At 59.6% G+C, this 26,430-nt stretch carries 21 protein-coding genes and 1 pseudogene; 11 read left to right on the top strand and 11 right to left on the bottom strand.

Annotation, left to right across the window (positions count from 1 at the left end):
* Window positions 1-6: 6 nt before the first annotated feature.
* From P3C39_RS20115 to P3C39_RS20130, 4 genes are all read right to left on the bottom strand, one after another.
* Complete coding sequence (locus P3C39_RS20115; RefSeq protein WP_275953998.1) at window positions 7-3,321, bottom strand: TM0106 family RecB-like putative nuclease; 3,315 nt, start codon at window positions 3,319-3,321, stop codon at window positions 7-9.
* A complete protein-coding gene (locus tag P3C39_RS20120) occupies window positions 3,321-5,936 on the bottom strand; it encodes an AAA family ATPase (protein WP_275953997.1) in 2,616 nt (871 codons plus the stop codon). The genes P3C39_RS20115 and P3C39_RS20120 overlap by 1 nt, the downstream gene beginning before the upstream one ends.
* The gene (locus P3C39_RS20125; protein ID WP_275953996.1) at window positions 5,933-7,060 is read right to left on the bottom strand and encodes a DNA repair exonuclease; all 1,128 of its coding nucleotides are present in this window, start codon (window positions 7,058-7,060) and stop codon (window positions 5,933-5,935) included. The genes P3C39_RS20120 and P3C39_RS20125 overlap by 4 nt, the downstream gene beginning before the upstream one ends.
* A gap of 148 nt (window positions 7,061-7,208) precedes the next feature.
* On the bottom strand, window positions 7,209-8,186 hold the full coding sequence (locus P3C39_RS20130) for a WYL domain-containing protein (protein WP_275953995.1): 978 nt from the start codon (window positions 8,184-8,186) through the stop codon (window positions 7,209-7,211).
* 227 nt (window positions 8,187-8,413) lie between these two features.
* On the opposite strand from P3C39_RS20130, the gene P3C39_RS20135 reads away from it, so the two are divergent.
* Window positions 8,414-9,754, top strand: a complete 1,341-nt coding sequence (locus P3C39_RS20135) for a hypothetical protein (protein WP_275953994.1) — start codon at window positions 8,414-8,416, stop codon at window positions 9,752-9,754.
* 363 nt (window positions 9,755-10,117) lie between these two features.
* A complete protein-coding gene (locus P3C39_RS20140; RefSeq protein WP_275953993.1) occupies window positions 10,118-10,390 on the top strand; it encodes a hypothetical protein in 273 nt (90 codons plus the stop codon).
* Between the two features lie 68 nt (window positions 10,391-10,458).
* On the opposite strand, the gene P3C39_RS20145 is transcribed toward P3C39_RS20140, so the two are convergent.
* Window positions 10,459-12,042, bottom strand: coding sequence for a hypothetical protein (locus P3C39_RS20145; protein WP_275953992.1), 1,584 nt, complete (start codon window positions 12,040-12,042; stop codon window positions 10,459-10,461).
* 467 nt (window positions 12,043-12,509) lie between these two features.
* Between P3C39_RS20145 and P3C39_RS20150 the strand changes: the two genes are divergently transcribed.
* Window positions 12,510-12,827, top strand: coding sequence for a hypothetical protein (locus P3C39_RS20150; RefSeq protein WP_275953991.1), 318 nt, complete (start codon window positions 12,510-12,512; stop codon window positions 12,825-12,827).
* A 15-nt stretch (window positions 12,828-12,842) separates the two neighbouring features.
* On the opposite strand, the pseudogene P3C39_RS20155 reads toward P3C39_RS20150, so the two are convergent.
* Window positions 12,843-13,582 (bottom strand): annotated as a pseudogene (locus P3C39_RS20155) (IS5 family transposase).
* Here P3C39_RS20155 and P3C39_RS20160 point away from each other — a divergent pair.
* The 6 genes from P3C39_RS20160 to P3C39_RS20185 all read left to right on the top strand — a co-directional run bounded on the left by P3C39_RS20160 (window position 13,581) and on the right by P3C39_RS20185 (window position 19,333).
* Window positions 13,581-13,994, top strand: coding sequence for a hypothetical protein (locus tag P3C39_RS20160; protein ID WP_275953990.1), 414 nt, complete (start codon window positions 13,581-13,583; stop codon window positions 13,992-13,994). The pseudogene P3C39_RS20155 and the gene P3C39_RS20160 sit on opposite strands and share 2 nt — an antisense overlap.
* A gap of 412 nt (window positions 13,995-14,406) precedes the next feature.
* A complete protein-coding gene (locus P3C39_RS20165) occupies window positions 14,407-14,970 on the top strand; it encodes a hypothetical protein (protein WP_275953989.1) in 564 nt (187 codons plus the stop codon).
* 587 nt (window positions 14,971-15,557) lie between these two features.
* Window positions 15,558-15,863: a hypothetical protein gene (locus tag P3C39_RS20170; protein WP_275953988.1), complete on the top strand. Its 306-nt coding sequence runs from the start codon at window positions 15,558-15,560 to the stop codon at window positions 15,861-15,863.
* Window positions 15,860-16,300, top strand: a complete 441-nt coding sequence (locus tag P3C39_RS20175) for a hypothetical protein (RefSeq protein WP_275953987.1) — start codon at window positions 15,860-15,862, stop codon at window positions 16,298-16,300. Before P3C39_RS20170 ends, P3C39_RS20175 begins: the two co-directional genes overlap by 4 nt.
* A 605-nt stretch (window positions 16,301-16,905) precedes the next feature.
* The gene (locus P3C39_RS20180) at window positions 16,906-17,148 is read left to right on the top strand and encodes a hypothetical protein (protein WP_275953986.1); all 243 of its coding nucleotides are present in this window, start codon (window positions 16,906-16,908) and stop codon (window positions 17,146-17,148) included.
* A 610-nt stretch (window positions 17,149-17,758) separates the two neighbouring features.
* Window positions 17,759-19,333 (top strand): DUF882 domain-containing protein, encoded by a 1,575-nt coding sequence (locus P3C39_RS20185; RefSeq protein ID WP_275953985.1) that lies wholly within the window; start codon window positions 17,759-17,761, stop codon window positions 19,331-19,333.
* Between the two features lie 305 nt (window positions 19,334-19,638).
* Here the strand turns inward: P3C39_RS20185 and P3C39_RS20190 are convergent, their stop codons facing one another.
* From P3C39_RS20190 to P3C39_RS20200, 3 genes are all read right to left on the bottom strand, one after another.
* Entirely contained in the window at window positions 19,639-20,163 is a 525-nt protein-coding gene (locus tag P3C39_RS20190) for an OsmC family protein (protein WP_013530204.1), read from the bottom strand.
* Between the two features lie 110 nt (window positions 20,164-20,273).
* Window positions 20,274-20,810, bottom strand: a complete 537-nt coding sequence (locus P3C39_RS20195; protein WP_024504783.1) for a carboxymuconolactone decarboxylase family protein — start codon at window positions 20,808-20,810, stop codon at window positions 20,274-20,276.
* Window positions 20,811-20,897: 87 nt separating this feature from the next.
* A complete protein-coding gene (locus tag P3C39_RS20200) occupies window positions 20,898-21,980 on the bottom strand; it encodes a sigma-70 family RNA polymerase sigma factor (RefSeq protein ID WP_275953984.1) in 1,083 nt (360 codons plus the stop codon).
* Window positions 21,981-22,207: 227 nt separating this feature from the next.
* On the opposite strand from P3C39_RS20200, the gene P3C39_RS20205 reads away from it, so the two are divergent.
* Entirely contained in the window at window positions 22,208-23,113 is a 906-nt protein-coding gene (locus P3C39_RS20205; RefSeq protein WP_013530207.1) for a MurR/RpiR family transcriptional regulator, read from the top strand.
* Between the two features lie 57 nt (window positions 23,114-23,170).
* A complete protein-coding gene (locus P3C39_RS20210; RefSeq protein WP_275953983.1) occupies window positions 23,171-24,487 on the top strand; it encodes an ArgE/DapE family deacylase in 1,317 nt (438 codons plus the stop codon).
* Between the two features lie 24 nt (window positions 24,488-24,511).
* On the opposite strand, the gene P3C39_RS20215 is transcribed toward P3C39_RS20210, so the two are convergent.
* Both P3C39_RS20215 and P3C39_RS20220 read right to left on the bottom strand, forming a co-directional pair.
* Window positions 24,512-25,546, bottom strand: a complete 1,035-nt coding sequence (locus P3C39_RS20215; protein WP_024504787.1) for a branched-chain amino acid ABC transporter permease — start codon at window positions 25,544-25,546, stop codon at window positions 24,512-24,514.
* Window positions 25,543-26,418, bottom strand: coding sequence for a branched-chain amino acid ABC transporter permease (locus P3C39_RS20220; protein ID WP_024504788.1), 876 nt, complete (start codon window positions 26,416-26,418; stop codon window positions 25,543-25,545). Before P3C39_RS20220 ends, P3C39_RS20215 begins: the two co-directional genes overlap by 4 nt.
* Window positions 26,419-26,430: the final 12 nt, after the last annotated feature.

Here is a 26,430-nt window from a genome sequence, read left to right on the forward strand (position 1 = left end):
TTCATCCTATCCCGTAGGCATGTCGGGAAGTGCGCAGAGCGTGTTCACGAGACGAATTTGCTCGACCGTCGAGCACCCCGCCTGCAGCAGTCGAGGCGAAAAAAATACGAGGCTCAGGGCCTTGCCGCGACTAACGGCGACATTGAGCCGCTCACGGGAAAAAAGGAACTCGATGCCCCGTGATGTTTCTTCGGCTGAAGACGCAGTCATTGAGACAATGGCAACTGGAGCTTCCTGCCCCTGAAACTTATCGACGGTTCCTACTCTGATGTCAGGCAAAGCTTCGACCAGAGCGTTCACCTGTGCGTTGTAAGGAGCGACAACGATGATATCGTCCTTCCGTAGCGGGCGCACCAAACCGTCACTGTTGGTCCATTTCCCGGCAAGCAGAAGGTCAATCTTCTCACGGATTGCAATGACCTCTTCAGGACATTCCTGCGCGCGCCCTTGGTGGGTTACCGGAATCCGCCATGCGCCGGCAAGGGGCAGTCCCGGTGAGTGGATTGCTTGCCGCGACGTCGTTTCGTGTGGATGCAGCCGACCTTCGTAGAACTGTGATGAAATGAAGCTGCAGACTTCGGGATGCATGCGACGCGTGACGGGAAGAAAAATTCCCCGGTCCGGCGCAACGTTCTGCCCTTGGCCGAGAACCCAGTCGAGGCAAGAGAGGTTTGCCGGATCAGGGTGCGCTCCCTGAATTACCTGGGGGAGTTGGCGGGGGTCGCCAATAAGGACAAGATTTTTCGCCGCATTCGACATTCCGATCGCATTTGCGAGAGAAACCTGTCCAGCCTCATCGACGAAAAGGTATTCGAACGCGCCCTCGAGTTGATCTCTCGAAAACAGCCACGCTGTCCCGCCAACTACCTGGGCCGTTTCAAGTGCAGCATCGTCATTGTTCCGCACACTCGCGATGGTCTCGTAGCCGATCGGGGCCTCGCCGGTGTCGGATCCAATCTTGTGCGCGAGCTGGACCTCCGCAAGGGTCAGTCCGACGTCGGCGTCATCGCGAAGCGCATCTACACAGGCCATCAGGACGTTACGGATGGCTTCGTGGCTATTGGATGAAACGGCGACGCGGTGGCCGTCCTTGACGAGCGCGAGGATGGCGCGCGCGGCGACATACGTTTTGCCCGTGCCGGGCGGGCCCTGGACTGGCAGGACTGTCGCATCCATCGCCCGAATGGCCGCTATAGTTCCTCGGAGGGGATCTGCCGCCTCATCCAAGGGAAGCGGTGGCGCACCTCTGAAGCACGGCGGATTGCGTGAGAGGAGATCCTCTGCCGCCTTGTTCGCGCGGTCCCCACACTGGTCCTTGATAACTTTATGGACAGCGGAGGGAATGGGTTTGGCATCTATTGCGAAGGTGGGAATAAGATCGAGCCGGTCCGGGAGCGTATCGCCGGAGCCCGGCCCCATTTTCAGCGTTACTCGCCGAGCACTGCGGTCGAGCGATGTGATGTCGACCTGTCCGAAACCGCCCTCGATAGCAAACTGCGAGGATTTGCCCGCCCTTAGCTTCGTCTCTTGCGGCGGATATCGGTAATCTCGCTCGTTCGACCTCTTCACCGGCCGTTTTGGCCCGTCAGCGACCAGGCCGCCAAGGCATTCCATATCATCGCAGAGCTCTTCGAAATCCTTCGCAGCGGCGTCGAAGACAGCCCACGCAGCAGGTTTGCGCTCGCGCCAATGGAAAACGCCGAGGTCATACAAGAGGCGCCGACGATCCTCAGGTAGGCTGGATTCAAGCAGTAACTTGGCGAGATCGTCGACCTCGGCTTCGGCCTTCATGGACTTCTCTGTGTAGCCTTCGCCGAGTTCCAGCCAGCGACCGTCCGGTCGGATTTTGAGCAGCCAATTGCGCAGCCGCTCCGTTGAGACGCAGTCAACGCGATTGTAGTCCTCGATCTCCTCCAAGATGGCGGCGTCACCGCTTTCACGCCACTTCTCGTAAGCGACAACGGATCCACCTGCAGTCTTCACCTCGCCAGTGCGGGAAAGATCGTAGAAAGCCTCCATAGCCTTGATTGAATAGGATGGCTCGGATGCATAGACGCCTCCCCGAACAACGGCATAGAGGTCGATGAAACGGCGCTCCCTCAGCCACCGATCGAGTTGCTCTTCGCCGACGCCGTGCCGAGTGGTGAGCTTGCGAAGCGCGCTGATTTCGTATGATGCGTAGTGGTAGATATGTGCTTGCGGGTTCTGCACTATGCTCTGCTCGAAGAGTGCAAAAAGGGCGACTATCGCCTCCTTCTCCTCCGCAAAGTCATGAGCCCAGAAAGCTTTGAAAGCCTTCCCATCCCAAACCCCGTGTAGGTATTCAAGGCCTTCGGTGCTGGTTTCAGCATAGAACGGGTCACCTTCGATGTCGTAGTAGAGATCGCCAGGATGGGGCCGGGGCATCAGGTCGAAGCCCTTGCCGGGAAGGGGAGGGCGCAGCGCATAGGAAGGTTCGCCACTCTTCCGCTCTTGCTGCAGCGATGCCTGAGTCCTGAGCTTTTCGAGTGTCGACTCGGCCATCCTCGGCACACGGCCGCGTTGTTGTGCGAGAGTGGCCATCGTTGTGATGCCGGTTGCCTCAAGCTTTTCCACCTGGGCTCTCGTCATGCCGGCAACGCGGAAAAGGCTGTCTTCTTGCTCCCATTCTCCAGCGCAATGTTCACGCCAGCGGCAGAGATTACAAGTTGCGCAGGGCACAGGTCGAGTTTTCGTTGGTTCGACAACGAAAGACTCAAGCCTCTCTCGCGCTGCGCGAGCATACGCCGCATATTCCGCGAGACGGAAACTGAAGCGCTTGCCGTCACCAAGCTCCACGTGTGCCCGCTCTGGACTACGGCCCTGGGCAGTTGCTAACAGGTCGGAATAAAGGACGAGTTGCAAGACATGAGCCGGGTCAGGTTTGCGCTTCAGCTTGGTGTCTGTAACCTCGTAAGAAAATCCCCCGAGTTTCGAGGGTAAATCAACCCGCTCGAGGAAATCGGAGTATCCGCCCCACATGTTTCCTTCGAGCGCTCCCTGGAAAACAATATCCGGGCCACTTCGAAGGGCCTCGAGGGTCGCTTTGACAGCTACATCGAAGGCGATCCCATCTTTTTCAATCTTGGAGATACGCTTTCCGCTTATCTCGAGCCGCGCCAGATGGGCCGCTTCGTGCGCATCGCCATATCTTTGAAGTAGGGCCGCGTCTTCACTGTCATCCGCCGGCTTCGGCCCCTCGCCTGCAAGATGTGCGAGGTCCAAGCGTGCTGCGTGCGAGCAGGCCATGAATCGCATCAAGTCCGAGGCCGATAGGCGAAGCCCATTGCCGTCGCGTCTCATCACGCGGCATCCAATACAGGTTCCTGGCCGATAATTGCGAGGCTCCGACCTCCAAGATCTCGGAAGGCTCTCTGTCGGCATGAAAATACAATGATCTGCAGATCTTGTGCCTGTCGCGTCAAGGCGTCGAAGATACGCTCGATGCGGTCGTCGTCGGTGTAAACGATCGCATCGTCAAGAATCACTGGCGCGGGGTTACCTGCCTTCGCCAGCATTCGAGCAAAGGCTAGCCGCACGAGAAGTGCGATCTGTTCCTTGGTGCCGCCCGACAGGATGTCAAAGTCTTCCTCCGTCCCGGCTCGAACCAGAGCCGTTGGCAGGACCTTCTCAGCATCGAAGCGAAGCTCAGCCTCGGGCCAGAGCAGTCGGATGAGTGGGGTAAGCTCCCTCAGGACGGGCTCAACGTAGCGGTCACGTGCAGCAGTTCGGGCGGATTCAAGTGCGTCGTCTACTGTCTGTAGGACTGAGACCTCGAACATGATCTCTTCAAGTCTCCGCCTCGCTGCTTTCAGTCGGATCTCGACGTCGGCCAGCTCTTCCTCGACGGCCTCCGCAGCATGCATTTCGATCGCCGTATCCAACTTTCCGAGATCAACGCAAATGCGTTGGCGGTCCTGTTCGAAGCGCGTGATGACCGATCGTGCACGTTGTAATACAGCCTTTGCCGCTTCAAGATCAGGCGCCACGGCCAAGATTGCTTGGCGCTGTCCAATCGCCTCGGCCAACGCGGTCCGATGCCCAACAAGCCCGTTCACAAGGCGCATCTTTTCAGCCTCGGCATCTTGGAAGCTGCTGAGCGCGGAGAGTGCCCTGGAGACCCTCTCCGCTGCGCTTTCTGCGGCTGCTGAAGCACGGGCCGCGGCCGTCTGCGCTATTTCGAACGCAGAACGGGCTTTCTCAAGTGTGCTGGTTGCGTCTGCAAAAGCATGTTTTGCTGCTACCTCGGCCTCCTGGGCCGCTCGTGCGCTCAGAAGTTCGGGTTCCGCTTCGGCGGGTTCAGGCAGGCGGGCGATACTTTCCCGTAGTGCTTCGATTCCATGCGGCGCCGCTCCATTCAACTGGTGTTCGGCACTACGGCATCGAGCTTCGGCCTCAAGCCGGAGATGCGCGGCTGCGCGAGCAGTCTCGATTGTCTCGTAGCCAGACGCTTCAAGTGCGTCGGCAAGAGCTTTCTCGGCTACCGCAAGTGTATCGGCGGCAGACTGTGCACCGGGATGGACCGCTAGGTATCCAATGCCGTCAATCTCCAGCGTGGCGCCGTCGGGTATTGCCACACGATTTCCATCGGGCATCGGCTTACCGTTGAGAACGACACCATCTTTTCGTCCAACGGCATACGTCATCGTGAGAGCGACGGCCTCGATCTCGCGTGCCTTTCGTAGAACCCGGACCTCTCCAGCCCGGTCCTCCAACTGACGCAGCACCTTGTCTGTGAGGCCAACCTTGGCGTCCGCTACGGCTTTCTCGAGCTCGGTCCGCAAGCCTTCGGCTTGGGCCAGTCGAACCGTAAGCTCGGTTCGCCGCTCTGCTGTCGCGGCGCATGTCTGAGCACGTAGTGCCCTTCGAAGAATTTCAGAGGCAGTTTCTGCCGATGAGGACGCCTTGTCGAAACTCCTTCTCGCCTCGATGAATACACCCTCGGCTTCACGGTGCCGCTCGTCCTTGATTGCGGCATCAGCCTTGGCCAACTCAAGGGCGGCTCCGGCACTCCTTTCTTCAGTAAGCGCGGCCTCGATTGTCGCAAGCCTCTCCTGGGCTCGTTCCATCTCAAGGCGTTTCGATCTTTCTGCTTCGATCGCTCGCTCAAGCGCTTCTGCATGACGGGATGCCTCGTCATGGGCGGCCTGCGCCTCCGCGAGCCGCGTCATCCTTCCCGAATCCTGCTCGCCGTCTTCAAGACTGGCAAGTTCGCGCCTTAGATTGCGCCGGCGATCAAGTTCCGATGATAGAGACGCCGCCTTTGCGGCAAGCCCAGCGCGTCGGAGATCGAGAGCCGAGACCTCGTCTTCCGTGGATTTTAGTGGGCCGCCAACTTTCGCTTTTCCGCTGTTCGTCAAATAGCGGTCAAGTTCCCTCCGACAACGGTCCCGCGTAGTGTCCATGCGACGCCCGCCGGTCATTGCTTCGACCTCGCCGGTGACTGAAGAGAGTAAGTCGCGCCGCGCTGAGTGGGCGGATTCGTCTTCGTCGAGACTGGTCAAACCCTGTCGCACCCAGAGGAGACCGGCCGGCCCCCCTTCCTTTGGCGCTTTGAGCACCTCAGCGAGCCATGTCTCGGCATCGTCCGCCTGCTTGATGAGGTGCCCGCCGCGGAAGACCTTGGCCTCGCCCTTGCGTGTCTTGCTCCAACGCTTCTCGACTTTGAAGCGGTCTTCCTTGATTTCAATTTCGACCGCCACTTGAGGATCACCGCCGGAATGCGGCGCAAGACTCGCGACCTCCTTGTCCCAAGACCTGTAGCCTTTGAAAAAGAGCGCGTGGAGCGCATCAACGATGGTCGACTTGCCGCTCTCATTCGGGGCCGAGAGGATGTTCAGCCCGGTGCCGATACCCGTGATCTCAACGGGGTCGGTGAACCTTCGGACATTATCGAGGCGGATCGCGAGGAGCTTCATTGCGTCTCTCCCTGCACATAGTTGTAAAGGCGTCTAAGTGCCGCCGCGGTGATCGCCCGATCCGTGGGGGGCGTTGAAGGATCTTCAGACCTCTGATGGAGGCCTTCAGCTGCCAACCGAAGTGCGCCGCTCAACGCAATTCCATCGAGATCTTCCAGGCTGCATTCGGTTGCGAGATCTGCATCGTCGAATTCGAAATGCCAGAACTCGGGCTTTGCAAGCTCTGCTGCACGCGTCAGAGCCATGCGCGCTGGCAGGCCCAGCCAACCGGTGGCTCGAATCTTTAGAAGCATGTCGCGCCTCCCCTTGCCTTCGACCGGCAACAGCGTCTCCAGCGCAGCTAAGGCGTCTTGGGCAGGTATGAGTGGAAGTGGTGCTTCCCGCCAGTCGAATTGACCGGTCTGAATGGTGTTGACCTCGGGCACCGCGCCCGGAGCTAGGAGAGTGACAGCGAGGCAAGTGCCGGGGCCGCTGTGTTTGAATCGATCGCGCTCGGGAGTGCCACAGTAGAAAGTGCGATCGCCGAACTGCTTCAGCCCATGCCAATCACCAAGCGCGAGATAGTCGAGCCGAGCAGTCTTGGCGCGATCGGGCGGTATGATGTCGGCACCGCCGTCCTCGGACCCGAATGTAAGGACCCCGCCATGTGCAAGCCCAATTCGGAAGTGGTCAGCAGGAGTAGCGCAAAGGGGCATCCACTCTGTCAGATCGCGGCCGGGAAAGCGGCGAGGCACCGGCGCGGGCAGGAGAACCACGCGCGGCGCGATCTCGACGGGTTCCGACGCATCAAGAAGATGAACGTTCGTTGGAGCGTGGGCGCGGACGCGACTCCAGAGTGCTTCAGCCGCCAGGCTGTCGTGATTTCCGGGAAGAATCCACCATTGAAGGCCTTGCGCAGAGCTCATCGCAGCCAAGGCGTGACGCCAAACGGCGTCGGAAGGCGTTTCCGTGTCAAAAACGTCTCCAGCAAGGAGCACGTGGCTTGCGCCGTGATCTTGTGCGGAAGCGGCCAGACGTCCGATCGCCGCGTGCCTCGCCTCGACCAGGCGACCGCGCGCATCTTCCGGAAGGTTGCCGAACCTGCGACCGAGGTGCAGATCAGAAGAATGAATGAAACGAAACATGTGAAGATCACCAGAGCCATATTGAGGCGGACCCAAAAGTGCGATCCGAATTCACATGAGCTATCACGTGAGGGTGTCAGAAGCTGTCATGGAGAGGAATGGTCGCGAACGTCGAAGGTTGAATTATCGAACAAAGTGTGAACATCAATTAGGGAAGTGCATCAAAATCAGCCCTTCGGGCCGCGTGAACGATAGCTGCAAGCTCTGTGGGTTTGATGACCTCAACATTATCCCCCCATTGGTAAAGGTGCCAGGCCATCTCGAGCCACCCAGAGGCCTTGAACCGCACTTCAAGTGCGCCATCTTCAGTTACGCGCACTCGTTGATTGGGATGGAAGCGCCATTCCGCAGCGCGCTTGGCCGCTTCGGGAGCGAAGCGCCACACGACCTCACCGAACTGGCTGTCGTCTTGGAATGATCCGAACGCTCGCGCTGCGTGTGCTGCAAGATCAAAATCGAAGTCTCGCGCAAACCACTCGTCCGTCACTTCGACCGCACTAATTCGGTCAAATCGGAAATGCCGAAGCTTCAGTCCTTTGTCTGGCTGCCTACCGACGAGGTAGCGCCGCGCTCCGAGAAGAACGCCGTAAGGTTCGACAACACGGAGACTGTCATTGTAGCTGAAGCGAAGCTTGTATGGTCCGCGAAGCGCTGCGGTCACTGCGTCTGTAACGGCCTGTGCAACGGCAACGAATGGCCCAGGCCTTGCGGCAACTCCATGAACTTCCAGCATCGCTTCCGCATCAGCTTCCGCGCGCCGTGCCTCCGTGACCGGCAGCGCTGCCAGAAGACGGTCACGAAGACTCGCCAAAGCGCGAGCCTGCCTTGAATCACCGCTTTCGCGAAGGCGAGAAATGGCGAATTCGAGCCCCTCGAGTTCCTCATCCCCGGAGAGCCGCAACCTAGCAAGTGGGACCTCGCGAACAATCCAGCGCCGTTCTCTCGTTTGATCTTCCACGATATCCACAGCGTGTGGAAATGCCTCGGAGAGCGCTGAGGTCATGCGCTGCGCAGTTCGATGACTTACCTCGAAATGCGCACAGATATCGGTCAGTGTGACGCCGCGGAACCTGGAGCAGGCGAAATCGGCTAGTCTGAGAAGTTCTTTTGCCTTGGAATAGGACATGGTAGTTCCGGTGACATATGCATCGGTCACATAGCCCTGCAGGGAGACGGGAACAGCGACTCCTCTACAATACACAAGTTGCTCGTGCCTCAAAGGGCAGCACGACAACTGTTACCTTTAGAGCGAGGATCAGACGTGCCAGCAGTTCTATTCGAAGCGGATAGCAAGATCTGGCCTAGGCTGACGCGATATCGCCTAGGACGCGATATCGCCTAGAGTGGTGGATTATGAAAACTCCGTATGCCGACGAAATCAGCCAGGCGGACTACCTCTTCCGCGATCGGGTCAGGGAGCGCGATCTCGACAACTTTCTGGTCGAGGAGCTTTTTGCATCCCCGGCCTTTCTCTCATGGATGGTGTCGAAGGCTGGGAACTCCTTCTCGGCGCCAATGAGTCAACACGTGCTGCTGCAGAAGTCGCCACCCCGCGAGAAGGATCGCCGTCAGACTGACGTGCGGATTGGCTGGTTCGACGATGATCAGACGCTCCGGGCCTGCGTCCTAATCGAAAGCAAGGTCACGGCCGACTTCCAAGCCGGTCAAGCGCAGGCGTATGCTGCAGAACTGGCGGCTTTGCGCGAGCGCCTTGGAAGACAGGCAGCCAGTGCGCTCCTCGTCGCGCCAGCCGCCCGGCTGGCAACGCTCGCCCACGATGGTTCGTTCGAAGGCGAGATTGCGATCGAACACATCATCGAATTCCTTGAGAAGCGGGTAGGCGAGACTGAGAACGGTGAGATCGCACTACGCCTGAGGGCGCGGATCCAGCTACTCGAAGCGCTGTGTGGGAAGCGCGCGTCCACGGGGTGGGTCGGGTTCACAATCCCAGAGAAGCGGGATTTCGCTGAAGCTTACTCTGCGCTTGCGTCCGAGATCCTGCCGAAACTGACTGTTCGGCCCTCAACCGATGGACCCAAGGCAATCACGCGCATTTTTGATGGGCTCGTGATTGAAGGCTTGCCGTCGCCGATCCTGCGACACGAATTCGGCGCTGGGACCGGCTGGAAGTATGCGAACGTCCAATTCCGCGGGATGCTCGATCGCCTGGAAGGGTTGCGAACGAGTGGTTTGTTTGAGGCCACTCCCTATTCGGCAGAAGAGGCCGGGCAGTCGATCGCGATAAGGGTCCGGACCCCGGCGATCAATCCGATGCGCCCGTTCCTTGACCAGCGCGATTCGGTTGAGCAGGGTCTGCTGGCAATCCGCGATCTCGTTAAGTGGCTCCGCTCGAAATCAACGGAGCTTGCTGTCTTATTGAAGATCGAGACGACCAGGATCGCCCCTGTGCCACGTGTTCCCAGCGAAGCGGAATTCGCCGCGGAGCTGATGAACACATACCGGCAATGTGAGCACCTAGGATACAAGCCGACCGGCATGCTGCAGATGATGCAGGAGCACGGCGCGATTGTCACAGCGCGGCGCCTGCTCGCTTCCCCGCCATCCGAAGGCTTCAACAGGCTTGCGTTGATGGGAAGGCTTGATCTCGCCATCGAGTCGATCGTGCAGCGGGAGCCATGGAGGCAGCTGTTCACCGATGAAGAACTGAATCGCGCCAAACGCCGTCTGATGTGACACGCTCGGACCTTGATTTTGCGATCACATTAGCTCTCGCGCATGTTTGGTCAATCTGATTAACAAAGAGAAGGGCAAAGTAGCGAATGTCTAATCAGCACAATGGTCCATTCTTCTTTTGCGCGATCACACCCACGCTTGAGTGGTCGGTCGAGCTAAAGGCCAAGGATGCAGGTGGCGGACGAAAGCTTGGATACAGAGCATCAGGAAAGATAGAGCGACGAAAAGTGCCAAGCGGATACGGTATCCAGGTTCATGATGCAGAGAGGGCCGTGTGGACGACGATGCCGCTGAGTGATCGAAAAGATCTTCGACAGCAGTTCGATGCATTGCTGACACTTGCTTTGCAAACGATAGCAAGTCATGGACATTTGGAAGGGTTGCCGTCGAAATAGCGATCAATGGATTGAGGGTTATCGCATGACGCTGAGGGAACTGATCGAAGCTCTTGAGTTAGCAGACGTAGCGGGCGCCGGTGACGCCCCGGTCAGAGTTGTAATGAGGAAGGCCGATACGAACGAAGGCCTGCAATACGAACTCCTCGGGGTGCAAGGAACGGAAGGTTGGGACAGCCCAATCGTATTGATCTATGCGGGAGGGCACGCAGCAACAATGGACTGGCCGGTGAGCATCTAGCTCGGTGAAACTACGCCAGAAAGTCCGCGAAAATGCCACATTGCTGAACGCGAGCCGGTGAAAATCAGCTATAGCGTCCGAGCCATCCAGTGCAGCACTCCAAGCGCAATCCGAAAGGTGCGCTCGTCCCGGCAGTAGATCAGCGGCGGACGTCCGTCGAGCTTGCCATCTACCGCCTGCCTCACAACACGTGTAGCGGTTTCCCCGAAGAGCTTCGTGGCTTCATCGTCCAGCTTTGACCGCCACTCCTTGGCGACGCGTTCCGCACGCAGCGACTGCGCGAACGTTCTCAATGCCTCTTCGGCCTGCTCAAGGCCGGCGGAGTTCCTCTCGGCGAGATCCAGCGGGAGGGTTCCGTTCTGATCGGCAAGCGGGGTGCGAAGGAAATCGATGCGATCTTGCCCGTCCAGCGCCTCTTCCGAAAGCCTGATTATCGATTGCCGGCGACCGTCCGCTTCTTCCACTGCACGTTTGGCTTGGGCTTTCGCATCATTCTCGGTTTTCCGGGAGATGGCCTCCTTGATGGCGCGTGCCGCTGGCAGGTCGTGTAACGTGGTTGGTGATGTGCTGCTTCGCAAACACAGCACAGCGAGTAAGCCCTCCAGGTCGCTGTCGATCGAAGATTCTGCGTCGACCGCCTGCTGGCGCGGCCTTCCTCTCTTCGTCATCTGCCACCAGGATTCGACCGTCATCGATCCGCGATCCTCTGCTGGAATCAGATCCAGGATTCGCGAGACAAGGCTCGAAACATGATTCCGACGACCAATTCTCTTCCGGTCAGCTGCCTCCCAGTCGTGCCATCGGCCTGCCAAGCCGGTGGTGAGCGCGAAGGAGAGGTGTTGCTGTTGGGTTAGTCGCACCTCGGCTAGGGCCTGAAGAAACCGGTGGACGGCCTCCCACGGTGTAAGGAACTCATGGTCGAGACGGCGCATCGCATCGGCAAGCTCTTCCGTCAGCGTGACAAAGTCGCTGTGGACATACCCCTCCTCGACGAGGCGGGAGATGATGTGGTCTGTCGATAGGAAACGATGATGATAGAGCCTTGGTCGCAGGATTGTTGCAAGGACCACCGACCGCCAAGTCTCGCTTCGGACCGTGAAGCAACCTGTTCCTCCGATCTGGATCCCAAGATGTTGGCGCATTCCGAGAGCACGCATTGCGGCCAGATCTTTGATGCGAAGGTTTTGCTCGCCAGCACTCCGACGGGTCTCGCGATATGCCTCGATCTTCTGCCCCGCAATGGATGCCAGTCGTTCAGCGTAGGCATCGGCGTCCTGTCGCGCGCGAAGGCGCATCTCCTCAACCGCGAGCTCGATCCTTGGACTGAACAGCCAAGTGCGTGGCGCGGCCGATATAACGGCGCGTCGCACTTCTTCCGGCAGAGCGTTGCGGGGCACAGAAGACATGTCGATCTCTAAGGCCGCCGTCCCCAACTTCTTCAAGCGGGAAATCTTCTCCTCCCCGCATGGGTGAGACACGGCAATTTCAACGAAGAGAGTTGACTCTCCGACTTCGAGGCGGAGGTCAGGTATCACTTCGATATGATCGCGGAATTCTAGCGTCGCATGATCGACGGTGATCTCGCGTTCTTCGGCGATTAATTGTTCATAGTCGCCATATGCTGCGTGCTCACGGGGAATGGTAAGCCGCAACTCATCCCGGATGATTTCCTTGCAGAGGAGATGGAGTGCCGTCTCTGGTCCGCCCCCGCAAGCAGGGCCGTGGTGGGCGAAGTGCGCGGCCCCTTCAGGTCATCCTTGAGGTTGGCGACCAGCGCTGCATTGCAATGCGGGCAGACTAGGCCACAGGCTAGACCGCGGCTCGCCCTCGAGATGTGATATAGCTTCCCGGTTTCGGGGTTCCGGCCGTAAACCAGCCGCGCACTATCGCTGCCAAAGTGCCGGCGAATCTCAAGGTCGTCGTGGCCCTGATTGATTGACATAGGGTGGACAGTAGCCGCCAGCATGGGACGGGGGCTAGTCCTCATCGCAAACCCGTATCAAACTCGCGTCTAGTCGCATTCGAAATGTGGCAACGCATTGAAATATATCTGTTAAGAGGAAGTCACCGATTACTTAGTTTGGAATACAGGCGACGTCCGACGTGGCATGATCTCTTCATGACGGAGAAGATCCTGGAATCTTACTCGCTTTTCCCGCCGAAACTTCTAGTGGAGGAGGTTTTCGGCAAGAAGTGGCAGAAGATGCGTCCCGTTTCTGCCTATATGCGGGCTCTTGAGCGCGACCGCAATTGGCTCGTTGCCCACTGCCGGGAGCGGTATGCGGAATACGAGGAGATATATGCGCTCTACGAGCGTGCCATCAGCGATTTGAAAGAGCGCGACGAGCGCACAGCCGAATTTCAGGCCAGGTTGGATGCGATCGTCCAACTCGCAATGCTCGTAGAACCCGATGAGGAGATTCTGATCACCAGTTAGTGGCAGCGGCGCGATTTAGGACGTAGACTCATTATCGTGTAGCCAGATGCGGACTGAGACGAGTTTGAGGGCAGCGAGGTAGTTTTCCGCCAGTTTGTCGTATCGGGTTGCGATCCGGCGGAAATGCTTGGCCTTGTTGAAGAAGCGCTCGACGAGGTTGCGTGCCTTGTAGAGGAAGGCGCTGAAGCAGATCGGGTCCTTGCGGTTGGCCTTGGGTGACGGCATTGCGCAAGGCGTTGGCATCATAGCCCTTGTCGGCAAGCAGCATGGCCCCTTCCGGCAATTCCGTTATCAAGTCCGCTGCGGATGCGATGTCACTCATCTGACCCGCCGTGAGCATCACCTTTATCGGCCTGCCTTTGGCATCGACAGGAGCATGGATTTTGGTTGTCAGCCCACCTCGGGATCGACCGAGACTATGATTGGGATCCCCCCTTTTTGCCGTCGCACCCTGCTGGTGGACGCGAACAATAGAAGTATCGATCATCTGCACCTTGCCGTCGTGGGCTTTGGTGACCGCATCCATCAGGCGGTCCCAGACACCAGCTTTTGCGCCAGCGGTTGAAGCGATTGTAGATCGTGGTGGGCGGTCCATAGCGTGCCGGCAGGTCGGCCCATCGCGCACCGGAGCGCAATACCCAAAAGATGCCATTGAGAACCCGTCGATCATCCACGCGCAGCAAGCCTCGCGGCTTGTTGGGCAGATGCGGCTGTATCGCGCGCCAATCGAAGTCGGTTAGGTCGTATTGGTTCATGGGCAGTCTGAATCACAAACTGGCGCAACATGAACGCCGCAGGCTTGACCGCACCATGGAAGGCGGACGTGAAAGGTCGATGATGAGCGAAGATATGCCCTCGTTGTTTTACCCAGGCATGCCGGAGCGCACGGAGCCTTGGACAGGTGACTACGAGATCCTATGGAGCATCTACATACGCTGCAACAACAGGCAGAAGCTGCACCGTGTTCACATCCCGGCACTCGAAGCGATCATTGGCCAGCCCCACGGCGAGAAGCGATCGAAAAAGGTCTCTATCTACTCGGTCAAAATCGATCGCGTCGGCGAACGGGTCTACGTGCTGTCAGATGGCAAGCGCCTCATCACTGCATGGCCGCTGGAGAGGCGGCTTAACGAGAAACGACGTCAAATGCGTCAGAGTGATGACTAAAGATCCATGGGCGATGGGCGGATGTTCCGTCCCCCGCAGAAGCAATATGGTCGACTGCTTCAACCCGATCTCTTTCCGCTGGTGCCTCAACACGGCGACGCGCTGGGTTGATGAACTCATGCGAATCTCCGTCTTTCGGTTGCGAGTAACGCCCGCAAGTTGCATGGAACGACCCGCGATTGCGTCTCTTTCAGAGCTCCGCCCGGAACATCACTAGCGTGTTAGGGATTGCACGCAAATAGTGATACTTTGGGAAGGTTGTTGAAACCACGCGGGGGGAGGAAATCATGCGTCGCGCAGTCAGCTTTATGGAAACTATTCCCAAAGTCAATCAGGCCGCGTGCTCTTGAATATACTTTCTCCGGATGTATTATGCCGGCTGTTCGGCCGTTCAAGGCCATTGGGGAACAGAATGATCACCTTTGTTGAGAACGAAAACGGGTCCATCACAGCAACAATTCCAGTGCAGCGGAAAGATGCCGACACGCCAAATCAGCCAGGTCAGAAACCAGGAGATGATCCCAAGACAGTGACTTACTGCACCCTGCCGGACATCGCAGGAGCCTACAATATCCCGTTGAAGGGACCGGGCGAAGAAATCCACCTCATTTTGGGACGTATATGCTCCAACTTCAGCCTGGACTATCGCGCCGCCGACAATGAAAGACTCGCCTCTTGGGATCTGATAGCCCTAAGCACGACGTCTGAGGTGATGTGCGACAAGGATCAAAAGGTATACGGGTTCAAGGATCTCACTTATGAGCACGAGCTTTTCCAAAAGGGTTTTTTCCCAACTCTCTCACTGAAAAAGTTCAAAGGTGACGGCACAACGCGTAAATGCTCGAAGACCCTCATTTCCTTGGATCCAACGGATCCGGCTCGCACCATCTCTATTGATCCAAACATTTTCCAAGTCTGCGACAACATGGGTTACATCAGAGTCACGTATTATGCCGGCACGATCCCCTGCCCATAATCGCGTGCCGCAGGCCTCGTGGGGCTGACCACGAGGCGCTTTTAGCAAATGCCGAGGAGCTGTTCGGGCCGAGCAGATCCGAGCAGCCAGGCCTCATGATTGAGAAATAAGCCCGCTCAACCTTTAATGACAATTCGTAGCGCGTGGATGCACGAAACCGCTACAGCTGGTGGGGTCACTTGGGATAGCTTGGATTACCGCCGTGTCGTGAACGCGCCAAGCCAATGGTGCAGGTCGATTCCTGTGCGACACCTGTTTCGAAGACCTGCCGATCGGAATCCCCAGGAACCAACCGACATCCTTACATGGGCAAAATGCCCCAGACACGAAGTCCTAGGAATACCGCGGTCCATCTATCCGGATACCTTTTGGCGCCACCAAGATCCGAAAAACGGAAGCACCTCACCTCGTGGGTTACACAACGCACGCACATCGTCGGCGATCGGCCTTCCCGGGAACTGGAAGTCTGTTGATCGGATATCTGCGTGTGAAACGACAAGCCGCTTCCGACGGTGCGCATGCTCGCCTATCGCGCCAATCCAGTATTTGGGCTATTCTGACGCTCAAAAAGGGTGAGGGGGAAATTAATGGCATTGAATCCGCAAGCGGCGGCTAACATGGCTGCGAACTTGGTTGCAGAGGAAGTGGAGCTCGCAAGGCAAAGGGCGCTCAATCTGGAGATGGGCAAGTTTAGGGCGGCCTCATGGGACAGGGCTGCCACTGGCTTCATTACAGGCGGTTTTCTTAGCCCGCTCGTTAGTTACGTCGTCGGCACCAAAACGTGGGTGTTGAACGACTACGTGGAAATGGGGTTCGCGATCGGCATTTGCCTAATCTGTGCAATGTTCCTAAATTTCAACGGACGAGACATTCTCGAGGAGACGTTCAAATGATGATGATCCTGCTTCTCGGCGCGGCCGGTGCGATCGTCGTCGTGGCCTCATTCATTTCCAAAAACTCCTTCAAAAAGAGCATGGTGGAATTGCGCGCGAAGGAGGATGCCTATCGAGAGAAGGTATCCAAGTTTCGATCCCAAGAAGCCGAAGCGCTAAGCGAAGGTGATACCAAAACGATGGATATCGGCGGCGGCGGCATGAGGGTCGTCCTCGAAACCGTAAGAGATGTGACTGATGAGTTGCGTGGTAATTTCTACGCGCCCAGTCGTTTGGTTAACCCTGGCGAATGGCTCGTGGCGCGTGAAAGAGTAGGCGGTTTCGTCTATTTCGGCCACGGTGATGCGCTCGAAGCTGCGCGCGGTGCAGTGCGCGAAAGGCAGTCTCAGCCCCCGAAGACTCCTCGTCACGGTAGCTCGAAGCCGGCCACGAAGTAGACGGCCTGATCCGCCCGTTGAGTATCCGGTCTTCAAAAGGCTGAGCTTGAATGCCATAGTGTCGGTATGGCTCTTTTAAGCACCGGCACCGTCGAAATTAGTTGCGAAGAATGCGGCTCCCGCTACCTAGCGACCTGTCAGGATGGGCCGCAACGAGAGCGGGGAACGATCAATTGCGACAGATGTGGTCATCCATTTTTGAATGGAACGGCTCTAGAGACTATTTGGGCGTGGAATTGATCGAGGCGGGAAGCTAGCGCGCCTGTTCTTCCCTGCCGACAGACCGTCATTATTCGATAAAGGGCGACCGAGGTCGACGTCGAGCAGCTCTATGAGCGCCTGACAGCCGCCTGCGGTCCAGTCGATTTCTATGAGGAATGGGAAGACGTCGAAGATCCCGACGAGCCCATCATCCACTATTCGCACCTGGCACCAATAACCCGGGCCCAGTCAGCCTGGCAACGCGCAGCCGACGGTCGTGTTGAGGCAAACACACCGGCAGGCAGGGCATCGGTTTCCGTTGTGACCTGTTAAGGACTAGGCGAGTTGCACCTCGCCTTTTCCTTTGCGATACAGAGCCCATGGATACCCAGGGGGAGAAAAGCGTGACACCAGCATCCGTGCGTAAATCTATCCTGGAGATGCTCCAGAAATACGCGACAAAGCATGTGGTCAAGGAGGGCGCCGGTGTCATCGTGATCTACGACCCCCTATACCCGGACAACCTCTACCATGCAGTCGCAATCAGCTTTCACCAGGCAGATCCCTTCCTGCGCGCAAAGGCCAAGCGCGCTGCTCGCACACCGCCACGCAAGACCGCGTCCAAGGCCCGGAGGATCCGCAAGTAAGCCCAAGGGCGCCGATCCCACGGTTGCACCGTATTGGACAGGGCCAGAAAATAGCGGACCTGCTGCATCTCCATGAATTTTCGCCCCCCAGCGAAATCCGATTCGTCAGCGATAGCTAATTTGTGCCCATGCTAACGCAACAGGGAGCCAAGGCAAAGCCGCCGCCCCAATTCGTCTTTGATGTCACAAGCGCCGGTCATTTTGTCGGTCGTCACAACGTTACAAAATATGTCGTAAGTCATTGATTTTGCATAACCAATTCAGAGTTCAATCCTCTCTCGCAGCACCAGTTTCCAACATCCCTGTTGCCGCACGATCGTCCTCTGCATTTGCGAGGGCGAGGCGGGTACATGGGATGGCGCGGCCCTCGTGCCGGCAGACCCGATCAGCGGTTCATTGCTTCAGAAAATGGCTGCCACAGGCAAATCCAGCCGAAGCGCATTCCGGCAAGACACGATTCATTAACCAAGATGCTATTCATCGACATGACGTATTGTGGCATGGATGCCCGTCTTCGCCGGTCAGATCCATGCTTGTCAGGAAGAGGGCCGAAAGGCTCCTGATCTGGGCGGAAAATCTAAATCGCCCGAAACAAAAGAACGTGCAAGGCATGAACGTGAGCGAAAACGTGCAAAACGCCCCCGGTGCTTCCCGTCTTTGGACCCTGCCTGCCATCATCGCAGCGTTCCTTTGCCTGTGCGCTACCGGCGCGTTCGCGGAGACGCGTGCTTTGAGGATTCAACATCTCCATACGGGCGAGAAGGCTGAAATCGTCTTCAAGCGCAATGGGCGCTATGATCCGGCGGGATTGAAGAAGATCAATCTCATGCTGCGCGATTGGCGTCGCAACGAACCGACGAAGATGGATCCGCGCCTGCTCGATCTTGTCTGGCAGGCCTATCGCGCCAGCGGCTCGACAGCCTATATCCATGTGGTCAGCGCCTATCGTTCGCCGGCGACGAACGCCATGCTGCGCAGCCGCTCGAAGGGTGTGGCCCGGGAGAGCCAACACATGGTTGGCCGCGCGATGGACTTCTTCCTGCCGGATGTGCCGCTGAAGAAACTGCGCGACATCGGCCTCAAAATGCAGGGCGGCGGCGTGGGTTATTATCCCACCTCCGGTTCGCCTTTCATACACATGGATGTCGGCAATGTGCGGCATTGGCCGGGCATCAGCCGCCAGGAACTCGCCAGGGTATTTCCGAACGGCAACACACTGCATGTGCCGAGCGACGGCAAACCGCTGCCCGGCTATGAGCAGGCGTTTGCCGCCTACAAATCGCGCAAGGGCGCCGGCACGCCCAACATCGAGCTGGCAAGCGTCGACGGCGGCCAACGCAGGCCGCGTGGCCTGCTGGCGACGCTCTTGGGCGGGGGCGGCGCAGACGAGTCCGATGATGTCGCCGAAGCGGTGCCGGCGCCACGCAAACCGGCGAGGTCCGTCGAACCCAGACCGGCCGGACAGGGTATCGCTATCGTGCCGCCGCAGGATGCCCAGCGGGTGGACATCCAGATTGCTGCCAGCGATCCAGGCGAAGAACCGCTTGCCGGGCAGAAGGGGAAGACGCCTGAAGCGATCGTCATGGCGATGGCGCCGGGCTCAGTGCCGCTGCCGGCCTTCGCACCGCGCGCCGAGTTCACGGCACCCGTTCCCACCCCGGAAACCGCACCGTTGGCAATCGCCGGCGCGTCCACGGCGCAGGCCGAGCTGGCCGTTGCCAAGCCGGACGCCGCGAATGCCGATGCCGCTGCCACGAGCGTCGCGCCGGAGATGATGGCGCTCAACGTCCCATTGCCGACATGGCGGCCGGAAAGCCAGTCAAGCCCGACGCGCCAGTTGGAAGCAGCCAAATCTGGCGATGCCATCGGTGTCTTGCTGGCCATGCATCACCCCGACGACGGGCTGGCCGGCGAGCGGATCGCGGCGCCTGCGTCAAAGCCAGAAGATCGCGTCAGGGCGAACCCCAAGGCCGACCGTGTCCAGCGGCGCCCCGATTCCGAGGCAGATCGCGCTGTTGCCGGTGGGGCCGCATTAACAGGGGCGCCCATGATTGCCGCCAATTTCATCCGCACGGCGCCGGAGCATGTCTATCTCGATGGATTCCAACCGCGGGGACGGACGTCCGATCACCGCCGCTTCACCGGCTCCGCGGTGAAATTCCTGCCCATCGCCAGTTTCAAATAGAGGGCGAAAGCACCGTTCGATCCAGTATCGAAATGTGTTGCGCCATATCGATGGCCGGGGCGGTCACGGGATTCGCAATGCCGAACCCTTCCGCGCTATAACACTTGGCGAGCAGCGCGCTACTGCAGCGGGCAGTCGGCTCGTTGCTGTCGGCCGCCATCCGTTGCCTTTCGAGCAGATCGCCCCGCGAACTTGCCAGGATCGTGGTGGCGGCGCAAACGTGCACGAGGCATATTTGGCCCCGCCGGCCGCAACCGGCGGGACTAAGCCACAGGCCGCCCAGCGGGCGAGTTCTGCGAAAAGGATCACGCCTGGTGAATCACCAATTCGCTGGTCATGGGAATTCCTCTAAGGGCGCCAAGCACCATGTTGTGCGAGATCGCGCGTTCATGAATTTTCTCCAGATCGGCGCGGGGCGCCGAAGAACACACGGTTGCGCTGAGGTGCAGGGACACGTAGCAATGCCGGGCGTCCACGGGCGCCGTGAGCCCATCAAGTCCGTCGAACTCGCCACGCGGGTCGAACACGCCTTCCGCGATGAAATCGACCGAACGAAGATCGACCCCCGCATGCGCTGCCAGCATCGGATAATCCGAGCCGGCGCACACAGCCGCCGCGGCAAAGATCTGCTCCCAGGGAAAGACGGCGGTCGGCGAATTGTCCTTGAGGCTCGCCGGTCGCTCCAGTAGCGGTGTTGTGTAAGGATCGCCTGATTGCGGGTCGAAGCGGTAGCGGGCACGATAGGTGCCACGCACCGCGTCACCGTGTTTCTTTAGCACGGACACGATATCTTTGACTGTGCTGACGGTTTCTCCGAAGACTACTGGCATCTTTACCTCCCTATAAAATGAGAATTCCACTCCCTATTCCGGTCCGCGGATGCCGACGACGGTTGCCGCGGCCTGGCCCCAATCCCGACAATGTGCCGACAAGGCTCGCGCTACTTGGCAGGCGCGGCAGCCTGAGCGTCGCCGCCGAGATCCTTCTTGAAGGTCTCAAAGTCGACCTGCATGCCGTTGAAGATCGTGCTCCAGTGCCGTGACAGAGCGGCGATAGCGACGGCCTCTTCGATCTCGTCCTCCGTTGCGCCCGCCTGTTTTGCGCTCTCGGTGTCTTCCCAGATGCAATACTGGCAGGGTATTTGTGCGGAGACGGCGAGCGAGATCAGAGCCTTGACCTTCGGCGGCAGGGCGGTTTCGCTGGAGAACTGCAGAGCCTTCACCTCTGCCCAGGCGCCCGGCAGCGCTGCTTTTGAAACCTGATGGAGAAAGGTCGGCACCGAGCCGAGCGTCCGCTCGACGTCCTTATAGGTGGCGTCGACCTCAGCTTGACCGGCCCAGCCTAAGCCTGATGACAACAATGTGGCGCAGACGACAGTCGATGCGAACGCCGTGTGAAGGAGGCGGCGCGAGCGGCTGGGCCCGAGCTCGCCGTGGTGTGCGATGGAAGCAACATGGGAAACTGCGAAGGCGAACATGATCTCTCTCCTCTTTGGAACCATTTGCGTCCGGGCCAGATGATGCCCGCGTGCTGTAAGGAGTCACGGACGGGAGAAAAAGTTCGATCAGTCGTCCTCGATTCTAGGCGGACGCGGCGAAAGATGAAGATGCAAGCGTCGGGCCTTGCCGTCTCGCTGAAAGATCACCAGGACGACACCCGGCGGGCAGTGGAAAGGGTCTTCCGGCGGATTGACGAATAGTCCCTCGATCACAGTGACCTGGCTGGCGCTGAGAATGCGCTGCGGTTCCAGGCGGACGCCGGCTTCCGTGTCGGCGTCGACTTCCCAGGCAAGGAATGAGCGACCCAGCACTGGTTTGCTCGTCCCGCGGACAAGATGCAGGTCCTCTGCAAAGTGCCCAAGGAAGCGGTCACGCTCGCCATGCTGGTTGAGCCCATTGAAAATTTCGGAGTAGAATCGCTGGCGCTCGCGAGACTGCGAGCGAGCCTCTGTGTCGGCAAGGCCCGCCGTTTCCAGCAGCATCTCGGCAAGCTTGCGTTTGGCTTGCGACAAACGACTGCGAACCGTCCCAATCGGGACACCCAGAATGGCGGCCAGTTCCTCGTAAGACTGATAGCTTCCGAAATAGCGCAACATGGCGGTAGCCTGCAGCGGCTCGGGAAGCTTGCGTAGGGCGTCCCAAACCCATTCGCGAAGCGCGACTTTCTCCAGCCGCTCCTCAATGCTTGCGCGTTCGTCTGGGCGGTCTGGAATGTCGGCGGTCAAGATCTCGCGTCGTCGTCGACGCAATTGTTGCAGGCAACAGCGGTGCAACACAGTGCGAAGCCAGCCACCGACGGCTTGCGGATCCTTGAGTTCGCCGATGCGCCTCAGCGCGATCAGGAAAGTCTCATGCACAGCATCTTCGGCGTCCGACCCATAGCCGAGCATGTTCAGCGCTATCGCATAGAGCCGTGCGCGATGACGTTCCAGCAGCAGGCCGAGGCAACCACAATCGCCGCCCCGAGCGGCAAGGGCCAGTTCGGCATCACTCGGCACGATATGAGTTTCGTAGCCCATGGGCTTAAGATGCATCAACTGGCGAAAAAGTTCGAATGCCAGTTCAGCTTCGTCGCGATCCGTGTTCGGCGGGCACCAGTTCACCAATGACGCTTTGATGGGGTTTTGGATTGAGGTTATGACCCTCACTTCACGTCCGTAACAACCGGCCCCGAAACGGGGTCCGTGAGAACCAGGCTCGCCGCCAAGATACTCAAGCGAGATCGAAAGTGCATATGGCAGTGAGCAAGGATTGGATTCTGGCGGATGCGGGCGATCTACGCGGCTAGATTCAATCCTGTAAAACTTTTTCCAGATTTGACACTATTTCACAAAATTGTAAGATAATCATCTTCCGTCAGCGATAGGCGATGACCATGTCGATCCGCGAAGAACTGGCCAACACGACCGTGGCGTTCACCTCCGCGGAAGAGAAGATCGTCCAGGTCCTGCTCGCCGATTACCCGATGTCGGGGCTGGGCACCGCAACCCGGCTGGCACGGCGCGCCGGCGTCAGCGACCCGAGCGTGACGCGGCTGATGACCAAGCTTGGCTATGTCGGCTTTGCCGATTTCCAGGCACGCCTGCTCACCGAAGTCGAATCCAGGCTGCATTCGCCGCTTTTGATGATGGAGGCCAAGCGTCCGGGCGGCTCCAGCGAAGGCACCGCACTTGCCTATTTCCATTCGGTTTCCGACAGCCTGGAGCGTACGCGCACGGCTGTGCCGGTGCAGGCCTACACGCGCGCTGTCAACATGCTGCTCGAGAGCAAGGGCCAGGTCGTGCTGCTGGGCGGCCGGTTCAGCCGGCATATCGCCTCGATGCTGGCCGGCTATCTCCTGCAGTTCCGCTCCGGCGTGCGCGACATCGGTTCGTTGAGTCCCGCCGATTTCGACCTGTTGATCGACCTTGGCAAGCGCGACCTCCTCGTCGTGTTCGATTACCGGCGCTACCAGTCGGACGTGGTGAGCTTTGCCCAGCAGGCCAAGGAGCGCGGCGTCTCCATCCTGCTGTTCACCGATGTCTGGCTGTCGCCGATATCTGACATCGCGGACCTTACCATGGTCGCGGCGATCGACGCCAACTCGCCGTTCGACACGCTGGCGACGGCCGTTGCCCAGATGGAAACCGTCTTTGCCCACGCGCTGGAGGGCCATGGCGCCGGGGTGCGCAAGCGCATCGAGGACATCGAGAAGATCCGCAGCGCCAACGCGGTCACGCTCGATACCGTCCTATCGTCATCGGCCGACGACGCCGCCAAATCCAAAGCCACAAGGAAATAGTGTCGTTGCGCCCAGTGCAGCGATGCAAAGCGCCGCGACGCAGAAAAGGAAGCGACAATGCCCGACAACCAGACCATCATCGACGCCGTGCAGGCTGAGATCGAGACCGATCGCGACTGGTTGATCGGCCTGACCCGCGACATGGTCCGCATCCCTTCGGTCAACCCCAAATTCGAGCCCAATCCGGCGATCAACCGCGAGGCGGATGTCCAGGCGCTGCTCGAACCGATCCTCAAGCAGGACGGGTTCAGGACAGAGCAATGGGATGCCTTGCCCGGGCGGCCCAATCTGGTCGGCGAATGGGCGGGAGACGAGAGCCGCAGCCTGATCCTGTGCGGCCATATCGACGTCGTGCCGGTCGGCGCGATGAAGGACTGGTCGGTCGATCCGTTCGGCGGCGAAATCACCAATGGCCGGCTCTATGGCCGCGGCGCCGTCGACATGAAGGGCGGCGTCGCCGCTTGCATCGCCGCCGCGCGCGCGATCCGCAAGGCGGGCATCACGCTGCAGGGCCGGCTCGCCATCCACTCGGTCGTCGATGAGGAAGCCGGCGGCTTCGGCGCCATGGATGCGGTGAAGAAGGGCAAGCTCGCCAAGGCGGTGCTGGTCGCCGAACCGACCTGGGGCGATGTCCTGCCGGTCGAAGGCGGGCTGGAATGGGCGCGGGTGACGATCCGTGGCCGCAACGCCCATTCGGCGCTGCGCTACAACGAGATCTATCCGCAGCGCCACGACAAGGACCGGCTGGAGCCGGGCGTCAATGCGATCGAGATCGCCGCCCGCTTCATTGCCGCCGTGCGCCAGTATGAGCTGGACCGGACGCGAGCAAAATCCCATCCGCTGCTGCCGCTCGGCATGAACACCATCAACATCGGCGTCATGCATGGCGGCACCGGCCTTGGCGAACACGGCCTGCCGACCGTCATGACCAACCCGGCCATCATTCCCGATGTCGCGGTGCTCGATCTCGACATGAAATTCCTGCCCGACGAGAATTCGGCCGACTACCGCCGCGATTTCGAGGCGTTCGTCCACCATTTCGCGCAGACCGATGCGTGGCTGCGCGACAACCCGCCTGCGATCCAATGGGAGCTCGGCGGGCTGCATTTTCCGCCGATGAACACGCCGGTCGACCATCCGCTGGTGAGATCGCTGATGAAGCGCAAGGCGGTGGTCGGCAAGGCGCCGCAGGCGCGTGGCTTCGTCGCCGTGTGCGATGCCGCGCACTATGCCGGCGCCGGCGTCGACGGTGTCATCTTCGGCCCGTCAGGCGACGGATTTCACGGTTCCGACGAATATGTCGAGCTCGAATCGGTGGTCGAGACCGCCAAGGTGATCGCGGCGTCCGTCATCGATTGGTGCGGCATCCGCTGAGGCGGAGCCGCCAGTCCGAAACGGTCAGGCCGGGCGCTTCAGGCGTCCGGCGACGGCGCCCCATGAAGCCTTGATCATACCGACCAGGCCGCTCGGGTAGGCCAGCATCACGCCGATGATCAGCACCGCCGTGATCATCGGCCGCCACGCGCCGAAATCGGCCATCCATTCGGCGAAGATCGTCAGCACGAAAGAGGCGATGATGGCGCCGTAAATAGTGCTGGTGCCGCCAAGCAGCACCATCGACAGGATGATGGTCGCAAGGCTCATGCCGAAGACGTCGATCGAGGCATTGCGCTGGTAGGCGGCGTAGAAGGCGCCGGCGATGCCGGTGAAGAAGGCGCTCGCGGCAAGCGTCAGCATGCGCTGGCGCACGATCGAGACGCCGCGGCTGATGGCGTATTCCTCATTGTCGCGCAAGGCGACGATGCTGGCCCCGGTGCGCGAGCGCACGAACACGCGCAGGAACAGGGTACTCGCCACCAGCAGCGCCAGCGCGATGTAGAAATAGGCTGATTTGCCGTCACGGACCATGTTGTGGTCGAACACGTATAGCCCGGGAATGCGCACCAACCCTTGCGTGCCGCCGGTGATGGCGGACTGGCTGATGATCACCTGCATCACCAGCTGCGCGAAGCCGAAAGTGACCAGGATGATGTAGATGCCCTTCAGCCGCAGGATCGGGATGGTCACCAGGATCGCCGCCAGGGTGGCGATGACACCGCTGGCAAACAGCGCGATCCACGGATCGAATTCGGCCAGCTTGGTGAGCAGGCTGTAGGCATAGACGCCGATGCCGAACAGCGCCAGATGGCCGAAATTGAAGACGCCGCCATAGCCGAGGCTGAGGTCCCAGTTCGAGGCGACGATCGCATAGATGAAGGCCATGATCAGGATGTGGCGGGCATAGGTGTCGCCGAAGATCAGCGGCAGCAGGGCTAGGAGCGCGAAGCCGAGCACGAAGCCGATGGCCTCCCGCTTCCACGGCGTACGGCCGGGAGCGATCGGGGTTGCCGCCGCTGTGTGGCTAAGGGTGATCGGCGATGTCGTGTCGGTCATGCTAGGCCTCGGGAGCGGCTGGCAAAGATGCCCTCGGGGCGCATCATCAGGGTCAGGATCAGCACGCCGAACAGCAGCGCCGGCGTCCAGTACAGGCCGAAATAATAGCTGCAGGCGGCCTCGAAGAAGCCGATCAGATAGGCGGCGAAGATCGGTCCCGAGATGCTCGATATGCCGCCGAAGACGACGACGATCAGCGCCTTGAGCAGCGGGTCGCTGCCCATCACCGGCGACATGAAACGATAGCCGCCCATGAAGATGCCGGCGAGGCCTGCAAGCGACGCGGCAATGGCGAAGGCCAGCCCATAGAGCGCGGTGACGTTCAGCCCGACCAGATGGCTGGCATCTTCGTTCTGCGCCACGGCGCGCAGCGCCAGCCCGAGCCGCGTGCGGTTGAGGAACATCCAAAGTGCGGCCAGGATCAGCGGCGTGATGACGATGATGGCGATCTGGTGCAGGGAGACGCCGACGCCGCCGACGGTGGTGTTGCCGGTGATCAGCGCCGGGATCTGCTTCGAGCGCGGTCCCCAGATGGTCAGCGCGCCGTTCTCGATCAGCGACCCGGCTGCCAGCGTGGTGATGACGACGACCAGCACGATGTTGGGTCGGCCGATCAGCGGCCGCACGACACTCGCCTGCAGGATCCAGCCGACGCCGGCCATGACGACGACGGCGATGGGAAAGGCGACCGCCGCCGGCAGGCCGAGTTCGACCAGCTGCCAGGCGATGTAGGCGCCCAGCATCATGAACACGCCATGGCTGAAATTGAACACGCCGATCGTCGTCCAGACCAGAGCCAGCCCGACCGCCATCATGGCGTAGAGCGAGCCCTGGAACAGGCCGCCGAACAGGATTTCCGCCAATGCGCTCATCTTCGGATTTTC

Origin of the sequence: Mesorhizobium sp. XAP4, assembly GCF_029269325.1 — a bacterium.
Lineage (GTDB): Bacteria > Pseudomonadota > Alphaproteobacteria > Rhizobiales > Rhizobiaceae > Mesorhizobium > Mesorhizobium ciceri.